Source organism: Nonomuraea longispora (assembly GCF_004348345.1).
In the GTDB taxonomy this organism is placed as follows: domain Bacteria; phylum Actinomycetota; class Actinomycetes; order Streptosporangiales; family Streptosporangiaceae; genus Nonomuraea; species Nonomuraea longispora.
Window position 1 is genome coordinate 1 of record NZ_SMJZ01000215.1, and the last position, 15488, is coordinate 15488.

The 15488-nt window shown below is 71.6% G+C and carries 13 protein-coding genes and 1 riboswitch; of the genes, 5 read left to right on the forward strand and 8 right to left on the reverse strand.

Annotation, left to right across the window (positions count from 1 at the left end; all coding sequences use genetic code 11):
* Positions 1 to 185 precede the first annotated feature (185 nt).
* The 5 genes from E1267_RS36850 to E1267_RS36870 form a co-directional block, all read right to left on the reverse strand.
* Positions 186 to 719: a C40 family peptidase gene (locus E1267_RS36850; RefSeq protein ID WP_132339780.1), complete on the reverse strand. Its 534-nt coding sequence runs from the start codon at positions 717 to 719 to the stop codon at positions 186 to 188.
* A 73-nt stretch (positions 720 to 792) separates the two neighbouring features.
* Positions 793 to 956: riboswitch (cyclic di-AMP (ydaO/yuaA leader) on the reverse strand.
* A 491-nt stretch (positions 957 to 1447) separates the two neighbouring features.
* Positions 1448 to 2422, reverse strand: a complete 975-nt coding sequence (locus E1267_RS36855) for a C40 family peptidase (RefSeq protein WP_246064489.1) — start codon at positions 2420 to 2422, stop codon at positions 1448 to 1450.
* 85 nt (positions 2423 to 2507) lie between these two features.
* A complete protein-coding gene (locus E1267_RS36860) occupies positions 2508 to 3827 on the reverse strand; it encodes an NYN domain-containing protein (protein ID WP_132339782.1) in 1320 nt (439 codons plus the stop codon).
* Positions 3828 to 4065: 238 nt separating this feature from the next.
* The gene (locus E1267_RS36865) at positions 4066 to 4734 is read right to left on the reverse strand and encodes a response regulator (RefSeq protein WP_132339784.1); all 669 of its coding nucleotides are present in this window, start codon (positions 4732 to 4734) and stop codon (positions 4066 to 4068) included.
* Positions 4731 to 5969: a sensor histidine kinase gene (locus E1267_RS36870; protein WP_246064491.1), complete on the reverse strand. Its 1239-nt coding sequence runs from the start codon at positions 5967 to 5969 to the stop codon at positions 4731 to 4733. Before E1267_RS36870 ends, E1267_RS36865 begins: the two co-directional genes overlap by 4 nt.
* A 109-nt stretch (positions 5970 to 6078) precedes the next feature.
* Between E1267_RS36870 and E1267_RS36875 the strand changes: the two genes are divergently transcribed.
* From E1267_RS36875 to E1267_RS36885, 3 genes are read left to right on the forward strand one after another with little or no spacing between them, the layout of a single operon-like run.
* Positions 6079 to 6303 carry a hypothetical protein gene (locus tag E1267_RS36875; protein WP_132339788.1) on the forward strand — a complete coding sequence of 75 codons (225 nt, stop codon included), beginning with the start codon at positions 6079 to 6081 and terminating at the stop codon, positions 6301 to 6303.
* An 8-nt stretch (positions 6304 to 6311) separates the two neighbouring features.
* Positions 6312 to 6791: a PH domain-containing protein gene (locus tag E1267_RS36880; RefSeq protein ID WP_132339804.1), complete on the forward strand. Its 480-nt coding sequence runs from the start codon at positions 6312 to 6314 to the stop codon at positions 6789 to 6791.
* Positions 6788 to 8518: a PH domain-containing protein gene (locus tag E1267_RS36885; protein WP_132339790.1), complete on the forward strand. Its 1731-nt coding sequence runs from the start codon at positions 6788 to 6790 to the stop codon at positions 8516 to 8518. Before E1267_RS36880 ends, E1267_RS36885 begins: the two co-directional genes overlap by 4 nt.
* Before the next feature lie 189 nt (positions 8519 to 8707).
* Here E1267_RS36885 and E1267_RS36890 read toward each other — a convergent pair whose 3' ends face one another.
* The 3 genes from E1267_RS36890 to E1267_RS36900 all read right to left on the reverse strand — a co-directional run bounded on the left by E1267_RS36890 (position 8708) and on the right by E1267_RS36900 (position 13293).
* Positions 8708 to 10270, reverse strand: a complete 1563-nt coding sequence (locus tag E1267_RS36890; RefSeq protein WP_132339792.1) for a hypothetical protein — start codon at positions 10268 to 10270, stop codon at positions 8708 to 8710.
* Positions 10271 to 10343: 73 nt separating this feature from the next.
* Positions 10344 to 11795 (reverse strand): serine/threonine-protein kinase, encoded by a 1452-nt coding sequence (locus tag E1267_RS36895; protein WP_132339794.1) that lies wholly within the window; start codon positions 11793 to 11795, stop codon positions 10344 to 10346.
* Positions 11785 to 13293: a serine/threonine-protein kinase gene (locus tag E1267_RS36900; RefSeq protein WP_132339796.1), complete on the reverse strand. Its 1509-nt coding sequence runs from the start codon at positions 13291 to 13293 to the stop codon at positions 11785 to 11787. The genes E1267_RS36895 and E1267_RS36900 overlap by 11 nt, the downstream gene beginning before the upstream one ends.
* Before the next feature lie 157 nt (positions 13294 to 13450).
* On the opposite strand from E1267_RS36900, the gene E1267_RS36905 reads away from it, so the two are divergent.
* Together E1267_RS36905 and E1267_RS36910 are read left to right on the forward strand one after the other, a co-directional pair.
* Entirely contained in the window at positions 13451 to 15175 is a 1725-nt protein-coding gene (locus E1267_RS36905; protein WP_132339798.1) for a DEDD exonuclease domain-containing protein, read from the forward strand.
* A gap of 17 nt (positions 15176 to 15192) precedes the next feature.
* Entirely contained in the window at positions 15193 to 15480 is a 288-nt protein-coding gene (locus tag E1267_RS36910) for an Lrp/AsnC family transcriptional regulator (RefSeq protein ID WP_132339800.1), read from the forward strand.
* Positions 15481 to 15488: the final 8 nt, after the last annotated feature.

Sequence of the window (15488 nt, forward strand, 5' to 3'; positions counted from 1 at the left end):
GAGCGGGGGCGTCGGCGGCCAGGCCGAGGAAAAGGAACGCGGTCAGCGCGGCTCGTCGGCTCACCTGCTGGGACACGCTGCCGATCGTAGTGGGGGCCGGCGCGTACGGCGGCGCTGAGAACGGACGGGGAGACGGGAGCCCGCCCGGGGTCCTGGGAGGTCACCCAGGCCCCGGGCGGGCTTCGTCACAGGCCGGGACGGACCGCGCCGACGAACGACGACTTGCGCCATCCGCCCAGCTTGTCGATGCGCACCCGTTCGCCTGTCCGCGGCGAATGGATCATTTTGCCCTTGCCGACGTACATGCCCACGTGGCCGAGCCCGTTGAAGAACATGAGGTCGCCTGGCTTGAGGTTCTTCCAGGAGACCTTGTTCCTGATGCGGGCGAACTGGCTGCTCGCCACGCGCGGGAGCTTCACCCCGGCCTTGTTCCAGGCGAACTGGACGAGGCCGGAGCAGTCAAACGAACCAGGCCCTGTGGCGCCGTAACGGTACGGGTCACCGATCTGGTTCTTGGCCACGGTGAGGGCCTTGCCGGCCTTCACCTTCTGCCGAGCGATCTTGGCTGCTCGCTTCCGGGCGGCCTTGGCCGACTTCGCGGTGCCGGCGGCCGTGACCGCCCTCACCGAGGAGACACCGGCCGTGTCGCTCGTCGTCGCCGCCTGGGCCGCCGGGGCCGTCGGGGCATGGAGGACCAGACCTCCGGCCGTCACGGTCATCGTGAGCGCTGCGCCACGCAGGGCAAGGCGGGACAGACGGGGGTTGTGCAGGGAGGTAGACAGGATTTCTCCTTGGCTCTTCCACGAACGCCTACCGGGTTAGCTGTCGGATTCGGGCCTGGAAGTCGCCCTACGGCGCGGTTGGCGCGCCGATTCACCCCTGATCCCTGGGGAACTGGGATCGCTGGGTCCCCGGTTCCGTGCCTCCTGGCTGCACGGATTCGGCAGGCCATCGCCCCGATTCAGCAGTTGTGCCATGGGGATGTCGCGGCGATGACCAGCGGATCTTTATCTGTCTTCACATCGGGAGGGACCGATGCGGGGTCGCGGCGTCATGGCTTGTGCACCGCGACGACGCCAGAAACTACGCGGAACGGTCAAGGATCGGCAAAAGCACAGTCAGCCGGTAAAGATCCAAAAAGATGTCTGTAAAATCCCGAACCCCTGCTGAAACAGATGCGCCGTTACCAAAAAGTGACCCTACTCACACTTCTGTCCACGCCCATCTGTCAGGAGTCATATGTCGCCTTTGTCACATATTTCGCCCTGCCGCGCGAGACCCGCGGTGATCACAGAGTGGCGGAACGTGGCGGAACACGACTGCGGGACGGGCGGGCGCCGCCCCGGCGCCGCCCCGGCGGGGGCCCGGCGCCGCCCCGGCGCCGCCCCGGCGGGGGCCCGGCGGGGGCAACGATGATGCGTCGTAGGTGGGTGAGTGACGGGCGGATCTACGGGCGGACGGCGCCCACGAGGCCCCTGCCGTAGGAGGAGAGGGTGACCACCTTGACCACGTCGCCCGTCTGCGGCGCATGGACGATCTTTCCGTTGCCCGCATAAATGCTGACGTGTCCCAGGCCCTCGCTGAAGACGAGGTCCCCGGGCTGCAGCGCGTTCAGCGACACCCTGCGGCTCGCGCCCCACGACCACTGTGACCACGTCGTCCTCGGCAGCGACACGCCGGCCGCCCGCCAGGCCGCCTGGGTCAGCCCCGAGCAGTCGTAGCCGCCCGGCCCGGTCCCGCCGAACACGTACGGCTTGCCGACCTGCGCGAACGCGAACCGCAGCACCGCCGCGGCGTTCCCGGAGGCGGACCCGGTGTACTCGATGCCGGTGCTGTTCGGGTCACCGGTCCTGTAGGCGCCCAGCTTCTTCAGCAGCTTCTTCTGCTTGGCGATGAGGCCGAGGATCTCCTTGCGCTCCTTCTCGACCTGGTCGCGCACCTCGTCGGCGGACCGCAGCGCGTCCTGCGCCTTGTCGCGTTCCTTCTTCAGCCCGCGGTTCTCCCGGTCGAACGCGGCCAGCTTCTGCGAGCGCTCCTTGGCCATCTGCCCGGCCAGCGCCATCCCGGCCAGCCGTCCCTGCGGATTCTCGGAGCCGACCAGCCCAGGAAGGGAGGTGGCGTACTCGCCGACCCGGTAGACGCTTGCGGCCATGTCGGCGATCTCGACGCGCAGGTTCGCGACCGTACGGAGCTTGCGCTTGTAGCTCTTGTTCAGCTTGGTGTAGGAGCCCTTGGCCTTCTTGTGGCGCTCGGTCGCCGCGTTGTAACGGTCGACGACCTTGTCGGCCTTGTCGTTGAGCTTGTCGAGCTTGGCCTTGGCCTGCCCGATGGTGGGCTTCGGATCAGCGAGCGCAACCCCCATGGGGGACACCACCAGCCCGAACGCGAGACCCACGGCCACCGGCACCCGGCCAAACCTCACTGCGTCGCCTCCCAGGGATCTTTACTGGGGCGAAATAGTACAGAAGTGGCGGGTGGGGTCTCACCCGAACAGACCAATTTGTAACTTAAGCCCGGCCCAGGCGGCGCAGCAGCAAGCCAGAAGGAACGGGTCTGGCTCCCATCCGCCTGACGGACTCGGCCACCTCCCGGTCCGACGACACCACGGCGATGGCGCGGCCGGGCGGCTCGGCGCGTACGAGCTGGCGGATCAGGTCGTCGGCGATCTCCCCCGGCGCGCTGAACAGCACCCGCACCCCCCGCGGCGCCACGACCTGCACAGGGGCGTTGAGCTCGGCCCCGTCGAAGACCGCGGTCACCTCGACCCTGGTCTGCGCCACCAGCCCGCCCAGCCCGGTCATCAGCCGGTTGCGCTGGTCGGCGAGGGTGAGCGTGCCGTAGCCGGTCTTGGTGACGTTGTAGCCGTCGATGATCAGATGGACCTGCGGCAGCGCGAGCAGCTGGTCGAGGAGCTGCGGGTCGTCGTCGGCGAGCGCACGCGCGGGCACGCGCACACCCGGCCGCTCGCCGGTGACCGCGGCGACCGAGTCGGCCGGCCGGCTGATCGTGGTGGGCAGGGCCAGCTCCCTGCGCAGCCCGGCGGAGGCGTCCTGCAGCGCGTCGAGCAGCACCCTTATGCGGGCGTCCTCGATGCTCCTGCCCTCGCGCGCGGCCCGGCGCGAGGCTTCGAGCTGCTTCTCCACGTCCGACAGCCGCTCGCGCAGCCGCCGCAGCTCGGACTCGCCGGCGCTGCCCGCGACCGAGGCGGCCGTGCGCGCCTCCTCGGCGGCCCGCTCCATCTCCTCGGCCCGCCGCATCGCGGCCTTGGCCCGCTCGCGGGCGTCGTGAAGCCTGCGGCGCAGATCGGAGTTCTCCGCGCGGGCCGCCTTGACCTGCTCGCGCAGGCGGTCAGTGTCCTCCTTGGCCGCGCTTTTCTGCGCGGCGAGCTGCTCGCGCAGCCGGGCGACGACCTCCTCGCGCTCGGAATCCTCGGCGGCCGCCAGCGACTGCTCCAGGTCGGCGCGGGCGGTCTCGATCATCTCCGCCCAGCCCGGCGGGCGCGTGAGATAGGCGGCCGCGGCCACGAGCACGGGATCTGCGGCGGGCGGCACGTTGCCCTCGGCGAGCGAGGCGACCAGCTCGGGCCAGCCCGCGGTCACGGACTCCGCGACCAGCTCGCGGAACTTCTTGTCGTTCTCCAACTGCGCCGCGATGGGGGCGCCGGCCAGCTTGGCCCGCTTGCGGGGGTCGAATTTGGCGATGCCCCGCAGCGGCGGCGGAATGGCGGCAGCGGGCATCGTGCCGAGAACTTGAGACGCCAAGTCGACGACATTCAGCCGCACCTGCTCGGGAAGCGGGCGAGACAGGCCTTCACCCGCTGAACTCATCCCACTTGTCCCTTCGTGACATGCCCTTTCAGACAAGGGTACGGCTGCCGCGTACCTGACCGTAACGGCCACTCCACTGTGGACAAGCGCTTGGCCACGGCCGGCGGGCCGCGTCGGCGCGGGCGCCCACCAGGGCGCCGGTCGGCCGGGTCGCCGGGACCCCGGCGCGAAAAGCTGGAATTCCAGCGGCCGGCCGGCGAGAGAACGCCGCGATCGTGCCGCCCGCATGGTGCCCCCGCTACGAACCCGCGTCGTAGACCAGCAGCGCGACCTGCACCCGGTTGTTGAGGTCGAGCTTGGTCAGGATGCGCGACACGTGCGCCTTGACCGTGGGCACGCTCATGAACAGCTCACCCGCGATGTCGGCGTTCGACTTGCCCTGGCCGACGGCCGTCGCCACCTCCCGCTCCCGCTCGCTGAGCCGGTCGAGCAGCTTCTTCGCGCGCTGTGTACGCTGCTCCGCGCCGCCGTCGGACACGTGCGTGATGAGCTGCCGCGTGACCGCCGGCGACAGGATCGGCTCGCCCGCGGCCACCTTCCTGATCGCACGCACCAGGTCAGCGGGCGCGATGTCCTTCAGCAGGAACCCGGCCGCCCCCGCCCGCAGCGCGCGCAACACCTGGGCGTCGGCGTGGAACGTGGTCAGCACCACCACCTCGGGCGGCGAGGAGGTGCGGCGCAGCGCCTCGGTGGCGGTGAGCCCGTCGACGCCCGGCATGCGGATGTCCATCAGCACCACGTCGGGGCGGTGCTCGGCCACCATGGGCGGCACCTCGGAGCCGTCGCCCGCCTCGCCGACGATCTCGATGTCGCCCGCGCCGCCGAGGATCATCGACAGCCCGGCCCGCACCATCGCGTCGTCGTCGACGATCAGCAGCCTGATCGGCCCGCCGGCCGGAGTGGTCATGCGTCCTCCCGAGTCGTCTTCGCCGGCCACGGTAGCCAGGCGCGTACCAGGAACTCGCCCTCCGGCGTCGGGCCGTGCTCCAGCCTGCCGCCCGCCAGCTCGGCGCGTTCCGTCAGCCCGATGAGCCCCGCGCCCGCGCCGGGGATGCGCAGGCCGTGACGGGCTCGCAGCGGGTTGCGCACCTCCACCGACACCCCCTTGCCCCGCCTTCCCGCCACCGTGACGGCCACCGGCGCGCCTCCCGCGTGTTTGCGAGCGTTGGTGAGCGCCTCCTGGACGATGCGGTAGAGGTTACGGCCCAGCCCCTCGGGCGCGTCCTCCACCCCGAGGGTCAGCCGCACGTCCATGCCCGCCAGCCGGCATTCCCCGGCCAGCTTGGGCAGGTCGGCGAGCGTGGGCTGCGGGCGCTCCGGCACCGGCTCCTCCCCTTCGTCCTGGTCGCCCGGCCTGACGGCGCGCAGCACGCCGATCACCTCCCGCAGGTCCTGCAGCGCCAGGTGGGCGTTGTTCCTGATGGCGCTCGCCGCCCTGGCGATCTCCTCGGTGGGCGCGTCCGGGCGGAACTCCAGCGCGCCTGCGTGCAGGCTGAGCATCGAGACGCGGTGGGCGAGCACGTCGTGCATCTCCCTGGCGATGCGCTCGCGCTCGCTCCGCCTGGCCTCGTCCGCGGCCACCTCGGCCTGCTGCCTGAGCGACCAGATGACCTGCCGCCTGGCCCTGACCACGATCCCCCACGCGAGCACGGTCAGGACCAACGCCACGCCCAGCGCCGCGGTCCAGCCCCGGTCGAGCTCGGTCCGCGGCCGCAGCAAGACGTAGGGCGCCAGCGTGACGAGGGAGAACAGCGCGACCGGCCCGGAAATCTTGAACGGCCGGTGCACCGCCACCGTGAACAGCGCCACGACGGAGGCGCCTCCGGGCAGTTCCAGGTAGGACGAGAACAGCATCGTCACCACGGCCAGGCCGACCGGCCACCTGCGCCGCAGCCACACCGCCGCGCACGACAACGCTCCCAGGATCTGCTCGGCCGTCTGCAGCGGCGCGGGCGCGTTCTGGATCTCCGGCAGGGACAGCACCGTCAGGCCGCAGGCCAGCAGGAACATGAGGGTGTCGACGATCCAGTCGCGGGTCGAGCGGCGCACGCGCCCGCCCTCGCGGGCGTCGCCGAGCAGCACCGACGGCAGGGCCCATCGATATTCGTGGGCGTGGACGCCGTCGTCCTGGTGTGCCGTCACGTCCATCGAGGTTAGGCCCTGCCAGGGGTGAGACGACAGCGACCAAAGTAGATGCGGGCCGAGACCTCCGGCCGACGCGGGTGGCAGGCCGCGCCGCGAGCCTGGATCCATGCACGCGCTTCTGACGATATCGGGCTGGCTGCTGCTCCTGCAGGGCGTGGGCGGCCTGATCAACGCCCTGTTCGGATGGTGGCGGTGGGCGCACGACCTGCTCGTGGTCAACCTGCCATTTCTGGAGGGATATGAGGTGTTCGCAGCCATCGTGATCGGGGTGCTCGGCCTCGTGCTGCTGGCCGCGGCCGACGTGACGAAGAGAACGGAGGGAGACAGGTGAGCACGACCATGCTCAGGCCGCCGCGCAACCGGGCCGACCCGCGGGTGGTCCCGTGGTGGACGGTGCAGTGGCTGCTTCTCATGGCGCCGCTCGCCGTCGCGGCCGTGGCGGCGTACTGGTTCCTCACCGAGCGGCCGCTCCGGCTGGGCGCGGCGGTGGCCGTGTTCGTGGTGGCGTGCCTGGTGCTGGCGCTGGTCGCGCCGCGGGCGTACTACCGGGTGGAGCGGTGGGAGGTCACCGGCGAGGCCGTCTACACCCGCAAGGGATGGCTGACGCACACCTGGCGGGTGGCGCCGATGTCGCGGATCCAGCGGGTCGACACCGCGCGGGGGCCGGTGCAGCGACTGTTCGGACTGGCCGACGTCACGGTGACCACCGCCTCGTCGGCGGGCGCGGTCAAGATCGAGGGGCTGGACCACGAGATGGCCGCCGAGCTGGCCGAACGCCTCACCGCCATCACCCAGGCCACGCCCGGGGACGCCACGTGAACGCGCCGGGCCTGCGACCGCAGGCGCCCGAAGCGGCAGACCACGCGGGCGACGATCCCGACGCGCGCGAACCCGCCGCGCAGCGGCAGGAGGGCTGGCGGCGGCTGGCCGGACGGAGCCTGTGGGTCTCGGCCGTCAAGTCGCTGGCGCTCGTGGCCGGCGCGGTGGCCGGGCTCACCCGCTTCCTGCTGGGCCAGGACTGGCAGACCGGCGGCGTCGTCGCGGCCTGCGCGGGCGCCGCCGTGCTGATCGTGGCCGCCGTGGTGGCCTACGACCTGGCCAGGCTGCGTACGTCCCGCTGGCGGCTCACCCCCGAGCGCCTCGAACTGCGTTCGGGCATCATCACGCGCCGGCACCACTCGGTCCCGCGCGACCGGGTGCGCAGCGTGGACCTCAAGGCCGCCCCGATCCTGCGGATCTTCGGCCTGACCGTGGCCAAGGTGGGCACCGGTGAAAACTCGGGCGAGCACTCCGAGCTCACGCTCGACCCGCTGACCAGGAACGACGCCGAGACGCTCCGCCGTACCCTGCTGCACCAGCACGACGAGCGGGAGGCGCGGGACGGGCCGCTGGCCGAGCTGCGCTGGTCGTGGATCAGGTACGCGCCGTTGACGGTGTGGACGGTCACCGGGACCGCGCTGGTCCTGGGCGCGCTCTACAAGCCGCTCAACGCGACCGGGCTCAAGCCGGTCACGAGCGAAGTGGCGAGCGCGCTGCGGGACTGGATCGTGACGCGGCCGCTGACGGCGGTCCCGTTGCTGCTCGCGGTCAACCTGGCCGTCGGCGTGCTCGGATCGGTGCTGCTGTTCGCCGAGTCGTGGGGCCGCTACCGCCTGGAGCAGGAGCCCGGCCGGCTGCGGCTGCGCCGGGGGCTGCTGACCACCCGGTCGCTCACCCTGGAGGTACGCAGGCTGCGCGGCGTGGAGATCAGCGAGCCGCTGCTGCTGCGGCTGGGCGGCGGCGCCCGCGTCAAGACCGTCGCCACCGGGCTGGGCGAGAAGGCCGGGAACGAGACCGAGGACGCCGCCGCGCTCGCCCCGCCCCTCCCCCGCGACCTGGCCTGGCGGCTCGCCGCCGAGGTCGCCGCGGCCGGCGGCGACAGCCATGCGGGCAGCCCGATGGACAACCCGATGGACAACCCGGCGGGCAGTCCAGCCGACCGCCCAGCCGACATCCCCGCCGACACTCCGGCTGACTTTCGGGCTGACTTTCGGGCTGACTTTCGGGGGACGGGCGCCGGCGTGCCCGCGTTCGTCCCGCATCCTCGGATGGCCAGGCGGCGGCGCCTCGTGCGGGCCCTGGTCGCCACCGCGCTGACGACCGCGGCGGTGGCCGCCGCGGCGGCGCTCACGCCCTGGCCGTGGGTGCGCGCCTGGGTGTGGCCGGTCCCCCTCGTCGTGCTGGCGGCCGGTACCTGGGCCGCCGTCGAGGGCGCGAGGAACCTCGGGCACGCGCTGGGCGGACGGCACCTGGTCAGCAGGAAGGGCGCGGTGGTACGGCGTACGGTGGCGCTGGACCGCAGGGGCGTCTCGGGATGGACGATCACGGAGTCGTACTTCCAGCGGCGCTCGGGACTGCTGACGATCTCCGCCACCACCTCCGCGGGCCACGGGCACTACGAGGTGGTGGACGTCGGCCGCGACACCGGACTGGAACTGGCCTCCCGCACCGTGCCCGGCCTGCTCGAACCGTTCCTCGTCAGGGGGACGACGGTGGCAAAGCAATGAGCCGCGAGATCCCCCATGGCTTGCCCATGCCCCTGTACTGGACAAACATGATCGCGCGGCTCAAGTGCTTGCAGTCATAACGGTATTTGTCCCACTTGCAGCCGGGTTGCAGGCGCTTTAACCGCCTGCGCGGAACACCGGTCAGGAGCCCCGGCACCGACCCACGAGAGGGGCGGGGCAGGCCCGCGGTCAGCTGCCCTTGGGCTGCTTGGCCAGCGTCGCCATGTAGGCCTTGGCCAGGGTGAGCGCTCCGCTCATGGCCTCTTCCTCCGGCATGAGCTCGACCTTGGGCGAGTTCGTCGCCTCACCCTCCGGCCGCTGGTGACCCGAGTAGTCGACCCTGACGACCAGGGCGCCCTTGCGGATCGTCACGGTGCCGCTGGAGGCCGAGACCTCACCCTGCCGGGTCTTCACGTACTGCTGGTAGGCCTCCTCGCCGAGCCCGTCCACGTCGATCAGCTTGCCCCAGGTGACGGTGCCGAGCGACGAGTCGGCGGTGCTCTTGTCGCCGCCGTACTCGCTGACGTAGTAGGCCTTGGCGGCGGGCGCGTCCACCGCGCCCGTCCGGTTGGTGAAGCGGTGCACCGTGATCAGCGCGCTGCGGATCTTCTTGGTGCCCTCGCCGCCGGGCAGGTCCAGGTTGAGCCAGCGGCACTCGGTCTGGTTGTCGCCACCGACCGTGGTGCCGCGGGCGCGGGTGGTGGGCTCGGGCACGAGCTTCGTGGCCACGTCCTTCACGGCGGAGCAGTCGGCGGGGAAGACGGCCAGCACGCTCGGCGAGGGCGTCGGCCGGGCGCTCGGGGTGAGCGTGGCCTCCGACGGCTCCGGCTGGGCCAGCACGTCGGGATGTTGCGCCTGCCAGGCCGCCACGCCCTTGGCGAAGTGACCGGCCAGCTTGGAGACCTCGCGGATCGCGTTGGCCTCCGTGATCGACTGGGTGGACTCGTTGGACAGGATCTGGGCGTCCTTACGCTGCTGGCTCGCCTGGTATTTGACCTCGATCGTCATGTCGCCGACGCGGGCGTGCGCCTCACCGAAGGAGTACCACAGCATTTCGCCGTCGCGGCGCCAGGTGTACTGGGCGAACGCGCCGTCGCCGACGCCCTCGATGTCCTTCACCGGGGAGGTGTAGTTCTTCTCACCCGGCTCGAGCGACGGGGTGGCGGTCTCGCCGTACTTGCCGCCGCGGTATTCGACCTCGTAGGAGTTCTGGGCCATCGCCCGGCCGGTCTTGGCGCCGTCGCCCTTGTGCTGTTCGATGCGGACGTCGATCTCCCTGCTGCGCCAGTACTCGCCGTACGAGATGCGCTGGTTCTGCCAGTTGCAGGTGAAGTTGACCGTGTAGTCCCCGTCCTTGGATCTCTTGGCGACGGTCGCGTCGGGGACGAGCCGGTCGGCCTCCTCCTTGGGCAGCATGGCGCAGACGTCCGGCCCCGTCGCTGCGGCGGCCGTGGCCGCCGTCGGTTGCGCCGTCGTCCCGCTGGTGGTCTCTCCCGGCTGGGCGAACAGCGGCGTGGAGGTCCCCGCGACCTTGCCGTAGAGCAGGTACGCCCCGACGCCGCCCGCCGCGACGAGCACGACGAGCGCGGCGGCCAGCGTGGGCAGCAGCCAGGCCGGTCGGCGCGGGCGCTGCGGCGGCATGTTGGGCGGCATGTTGGGGGGCAGGTTGGGAGGCATGTTCGGCGGCTCGAACCGCATGCCCGGCACCTGGTAGGGGGTGGTAGGCGGCTGGTGCTCGCTACCGGGGTTCACAAAGACTCCTGGGGTTGCCTTGACGTGCGGGGATACATGCTGGCCACGCCCCTTGCCGGAGGCTTGCGGGCGTTCACTTCGCCAGCGACGCCGAGACCAGGCGGGCCGCGGCGATGGCCGTCTCCTTGTCCTCGGGGTCGGAGGACGGCACGTCATCACGATGCCAGACCACCTCGCCCAGCAGGTTGCTCGTGCGGAAGAGGATGACGCTGTCGGTCGCGCCACTCTCGTTGCTGTTCAGGTGGAGCTTGAACGTGTTCTGCAGGATGGCCGCCTCCCCGACGCCCTTGACCTCCGTCACCCCGCCGCGGATCATGCGCAGGTGCCTGCCCTTGGCCGCGGCGCGGGTGGTCTTCTCGCTGTCGAAGCGGCGCTGCGCGACCTGCGGCCCGCCGAGATCGGCGCCCGGCTTCTCCGCCCACGCGCGCACGATGAGCCGGCGGCCCGGCTTGGAGCCGTCGCGGACGAGCCACTGGCACTCGTCCGGCCTGGTGCGCATACGTTCGGGCCGGCTCTTGGTCAGCTCGCCGGCCTGGGCGCCGGTGAGCAGCGTGCACGGGTCGGGAGCCGTGGCGAACCTGCCGGTCTCCGGGCCGAGCGCGCCGGCGGCGTACCAGCCGCCCGCTCCCAGGAGCACGACCGCCGCGACCGCCGCGGGCAGCAGCCAGCGGCGGGACCGTCCGCCCGCCGGCCTCCCATGGGCGCCCGTGGTGGCGCCGGTCACGCCGTGCAGCACGTGGCGCACCTGGGCCGCCGTGGGCCTCGCCGCCGGGTCCTTCGCGAGCATGGCCATCAGCAGGCCGCCGAGCTCCCGCCCGGCCCTGGCGGGGAACGGCGGCTCGTGCAGCAGCACCGCCGCCGCGACCGCGGCGGGCAGCTGCCGCTCGAACGGCGCCCTGCCCTCGACCGCCGTGTAGAGGCTGGCGCCGAGCGACCACAGGTCGGAGGCCGGCCCGGAAGGTTGCTCGTTGAGCCGCTCCGGCGCCATGTAGCCGGGCGAGCCCGCGCTGCCGAACCTGTCCGCGTGCCCGCCCATCGGCGCGGCGATGCCGAAGTCGGTCAACATGGCCGAGCCGTCGGCGTCGAGCAGGATGTTGGCCGGCTTGACGTCCTGGTGCACCATCCCGTGCGCGTGGGCGACCTCCAGCGCGGACAGCACGCGCAGCCCGATCCCGGCGACGTACGCGGCGGGCAGCGGCCCCTGATGCTTGATCACTTTGTCGAGCGAGCGGCCGGTGACCAGGTCCATGATGATCCACGGCTGGTCGCCCTCAAGGACGACGTCGTGCACGAGCACGATCGCCGGGTCACGCAGGCGTCCCGCGGACCTGGCCTCGTGGATGGCCAGGTTGGCGAAGTCCGCCCGCTGGTCCGGGGTCAGCCGGTCGGGCACGCGTACCTGCTTGACCGCGACCTGCCGGTCGAGCACCTCGTCGATCGCGCGCCACACCGTGCCCGCGCCGCCCTGTCCCAGCCGCTCGATCAGCCGGTAGCGGCCCGCCAGCAGGTAGAGGTCACCCGGCATCGCGCAACGCCCGTTCGCTCGCCCGCGCCACTCTCAGCGCCGCCTGCTTGACGTCGTCGTCGGTCGGCTTGTCGGCGAGCGTGGAGTATTCGACGCTCACCACCAGGTTCGCCAGCCGGTAGAAGACGTGGGCCGTGTGCACCCGGCCGGTGGGGCCCTTCAGCTCGAAGGCGAAGGCCTCCTCTCCCACGCCGCCGATCGGGCGCAGCGGCGTGCGCGTGGCCTTCCTGTTGTTCTTCACGCCGATCTCGGGCCACGTCCAGGAGATCTCGTTGTACCGGGTCCAGTAGCGTTTCTGGTTCTGGAACAGCCTGCGGGCGGCGTCGCCGGACATCGACCAGGGGTCGACGGTGTCGGAGTCCTTCTGTACCTGCAGGCCGACGCCGCTGCCCGACAGCGGCCAGCTGCACTTCGGGCCCACATCGTCGCCGTCGGGACGCCCTCCGGGCGGATTCTGCGTACGCAGCACGCCGCCGACCTCCTGTGAGCTGAGCAGGGTGCACACGTCCATGGGCACCGTGAACGCCGACGGCACGCCGTCGTCCTCCCCCCGCAGGAACAAGAAGGCCGTGGTGCCCGCGGCTGCCACGAGCACCGCCGCGACGGCGACGGCGATCCATCGGGCCGCGCCGCCGCGCCGCTTCGCCTTGGTCGGCGCGGTCACGGTCTGGGTGACCGGCAGGTGCGGCGCTTCCGCGCCTGAGGCGACCTGGCGCAGCGCGTCCACGGCCGTGCGGGCGTCGGGCCGCGCCGAGGGGTGGTGCGCCATCAGGGCGGCCAGCAGCGGGCCCAGCGGGCCCGGCGCGACCGGGACCGGTTCCAGGAGTGTGGCCCGCACCCGCTGAGCCGCCGAACCGGAGTAGGCGGGGCCGCCGGTCACCGCGACGTACAGGGTGGCGCCGAGCGACCACAGATCGCTCGCGGGGCCCCCGGGTTGGCCTTCGAGCCGCTCCGGGGCGATGAACCCGGGCGAGCCGATCATGAGGCCCTGCTCCGTGAGCGTGGCCTGGCCCTCCTGCCTGGCAATGCCGAAGTCGGTCAGCACGACCCTGCCGCTGCCGGTCAGGAACACGTTGCCCGGCTTGACGTCGCGGTGCTGCACCCCCTGAGCGTGCGCCACGCGGAGCGCCTCCAGCACGTCGGCGCCGATCCGCGCGGCGTAGTCGGGAGGCATGGGCCCGAACTCGCGCACGGTCTCGGCGAGTGTGCGCCCGCGGAGCAGTTCCATGACCAGCCACGGCCGGTCGTTCTCGACGACCACGTCGTGCAGGGCCACGATGCCGGGGTGGCGCAGTCTCGCGGTGGCCTGCGCCTCGCGCACGGCCCTCGTGATCGAGTCGGAGCGTTCCTTGGGCGACATGCCCTCGGGCAGCGTGAGCTCCTTGACCGCGACCTCACGGTCAAGCATCTCGTCCCTGGCCTGCCACACTGTCCCCATGCCGCCCGCGCCCAGCGGGCGCAGCAGGGAGTAGCGGCCGGCAAGTCTTCCCGCGGACATAAAGGGAAGGGTAACTACTTATCGGGCTTCTACTGAACCGATTCGCGGTACGGGGCCTGGCCTCCCGGTGACAACAGGGACCCTCGCCCGGCACTGTCACGGTGATCGGAGTGCCGGTCGTGGTTCCTGTCGGTCGGCCTCTCTATGGTCTTGGTTCGTGGACCCGGTTCAAGGCACTCTCGACGAGCTCGGCACCCCGCTGAGTGACGTCACGTTCGTCGTGTTCGACCTCGAGACGACGGGAGGTGCCCCCGCCGAAGACGCCATCACCGAGATCGGCGCGGTAAAGGTGCGGGCGGGCGAGGTGCTCGGCGAGTTCTCCACGCTGGTCGACCCCGGCGGCCCCATCCCCCCGTTCATCTCCGTGCTGACCGGCATCACCGACGCCATGGTCGTGGCCGCGCCGCGGATCGACACGGTGCTGCCGAGCTTTCTCGAGTTCATCCGCGGCGCCACGCTGGTCGCCCACAACGCCGGGTTCGACACCCGCTTCATCAAGGCCGCCTGCGCCTCGCTCGGCTATCCCCCGCCGGTCAACCCGGTCGTCGACACCGTCGACCTGGCCCGGCGCGTGCTGACCCGCGACGAGACGCCCAACGCCAAGCTGGCCACGCTGGCCAGGTTCTTCCGCAGTTCCACCGAGCCGTGCCACCGCGCCCTCCAGGACGCGAGGGCCACCGTCGACGTGCTGCACGGGCTGATCGAGCGGGCCGGGTCGTTCCACGTCCACACGCTGGAGGAGCTCAAGTCGTTCGTCCGCGCCCCCACCCCGGAGCAGCAGCGCAAGCGCCACCTGGCCGAGTCCGTGCCGCACGCCCCCGGCGTCTACCTGTTCGAGGACGAGCGCGGCGAGGTGCTCTACATCGGCAAGAGCACCAACCTGCGCAACCGCGTGCGCTCCTACTTCACGGCGAGCGAGACCCGCCCGCGCATCCGCGAGATGATCGGCATCGCCGAGCGGGTGCGCCACATCGTCTGCGCGACCGCCCTGGAGGCGGAGGTCAGGGAGCTGCGTCTGATCGGCGGCGCCAAACCGCGCTACAACCGCCGTTCCCGCTTCCCCGAGAAGGTGGTCTGGCTCAAGCTCACCACCGACCTGTTCCCCCGCCTGTCGATCGTGCGCGAGCTCAAGGACGACGGCGCCACCTATCTCGGCCCGTTCGGCAGCTCACGCCTGGCCGACGACGCCCGCATCGCCCTGCACGAGGCGGTTCCGCTGCGCCAGTGCACGCAGCCGATCACGCTGCGCACCCGCCGGACGGCCTGCGTGCTGCACGAGATGGGCCGCTGCGGCGCCCCCTGCGAGGGAGGGACCAGCCAGGAGGAATACGCGGTGCACGCCGAGAGCGCCCGCCGCGCCATGACGCTCGACGCCTCGCTCGTCTTCTCCGCCGTGTCGGCCCGCATGGAGCGCCTGTCGGTGGAGCAGCGCTACGAGGAGGCCTCGATCGACCGCGACCGGCTGGCCGCGTTCGTCCGCGCGGCGGCCCGCATGCAGCGCCTGAGCGCCATCACTCGCATCCCCCAGTTAGTGGCCGCCAGTCCCGCCTTCGGCGGCGGCTGGGACATCCACGTGATCCGCTACGGCCGGCTGGCGGCGGCGGGCGTCATGCCGAAGGGCGCCCACCCGGCCCCTTTCGTCGCCTCGCTGACGTCCGGCGCCGAGTCCGTCATCCCCGGCCCCGGGCCCGTCCACGCCGCCAGCGCCGAGGAGACCGAGTGCATCCTGCGCTGGCTGGAGTCTCCGGGGGTGCGGCTGGTGGAGGTCGACGGCGAGTGGAGCCTGCCCGCCCAGGGAGCCGCCCGGCACAAGGCGCGCATCGATCTCGCGTACCAGCGTCCTGATCGTCTGCGTCCTCAGGAGGGGCGGCCTTTGAGGTGAAACGATAGAGTTGGTGCATGGTCACGGCTATTGTCCACATCAAGGCAGAGGTAGACCGCATCCCGGAGGTCGCCCAGACGATCGCCGAGATCCAAGGGGTCAGCGAGGTCTACTCGATCACCGGCGAGTACGACCTGCTCGCCATGGTCAGGGTCTCCGCCTACGAGGAGATCGCGGAGGTCGTTCCCGGGCGGATCAACAAGGTCGCGGGGGTCCTGCAGACCGAGACGCACATCGCTTTCCGCGCCTACTCCAAGCACGACCTCGAAGCGGCCTTCTCCATCGGCTTCCCCGAAGCCGACTGACCCTCGAC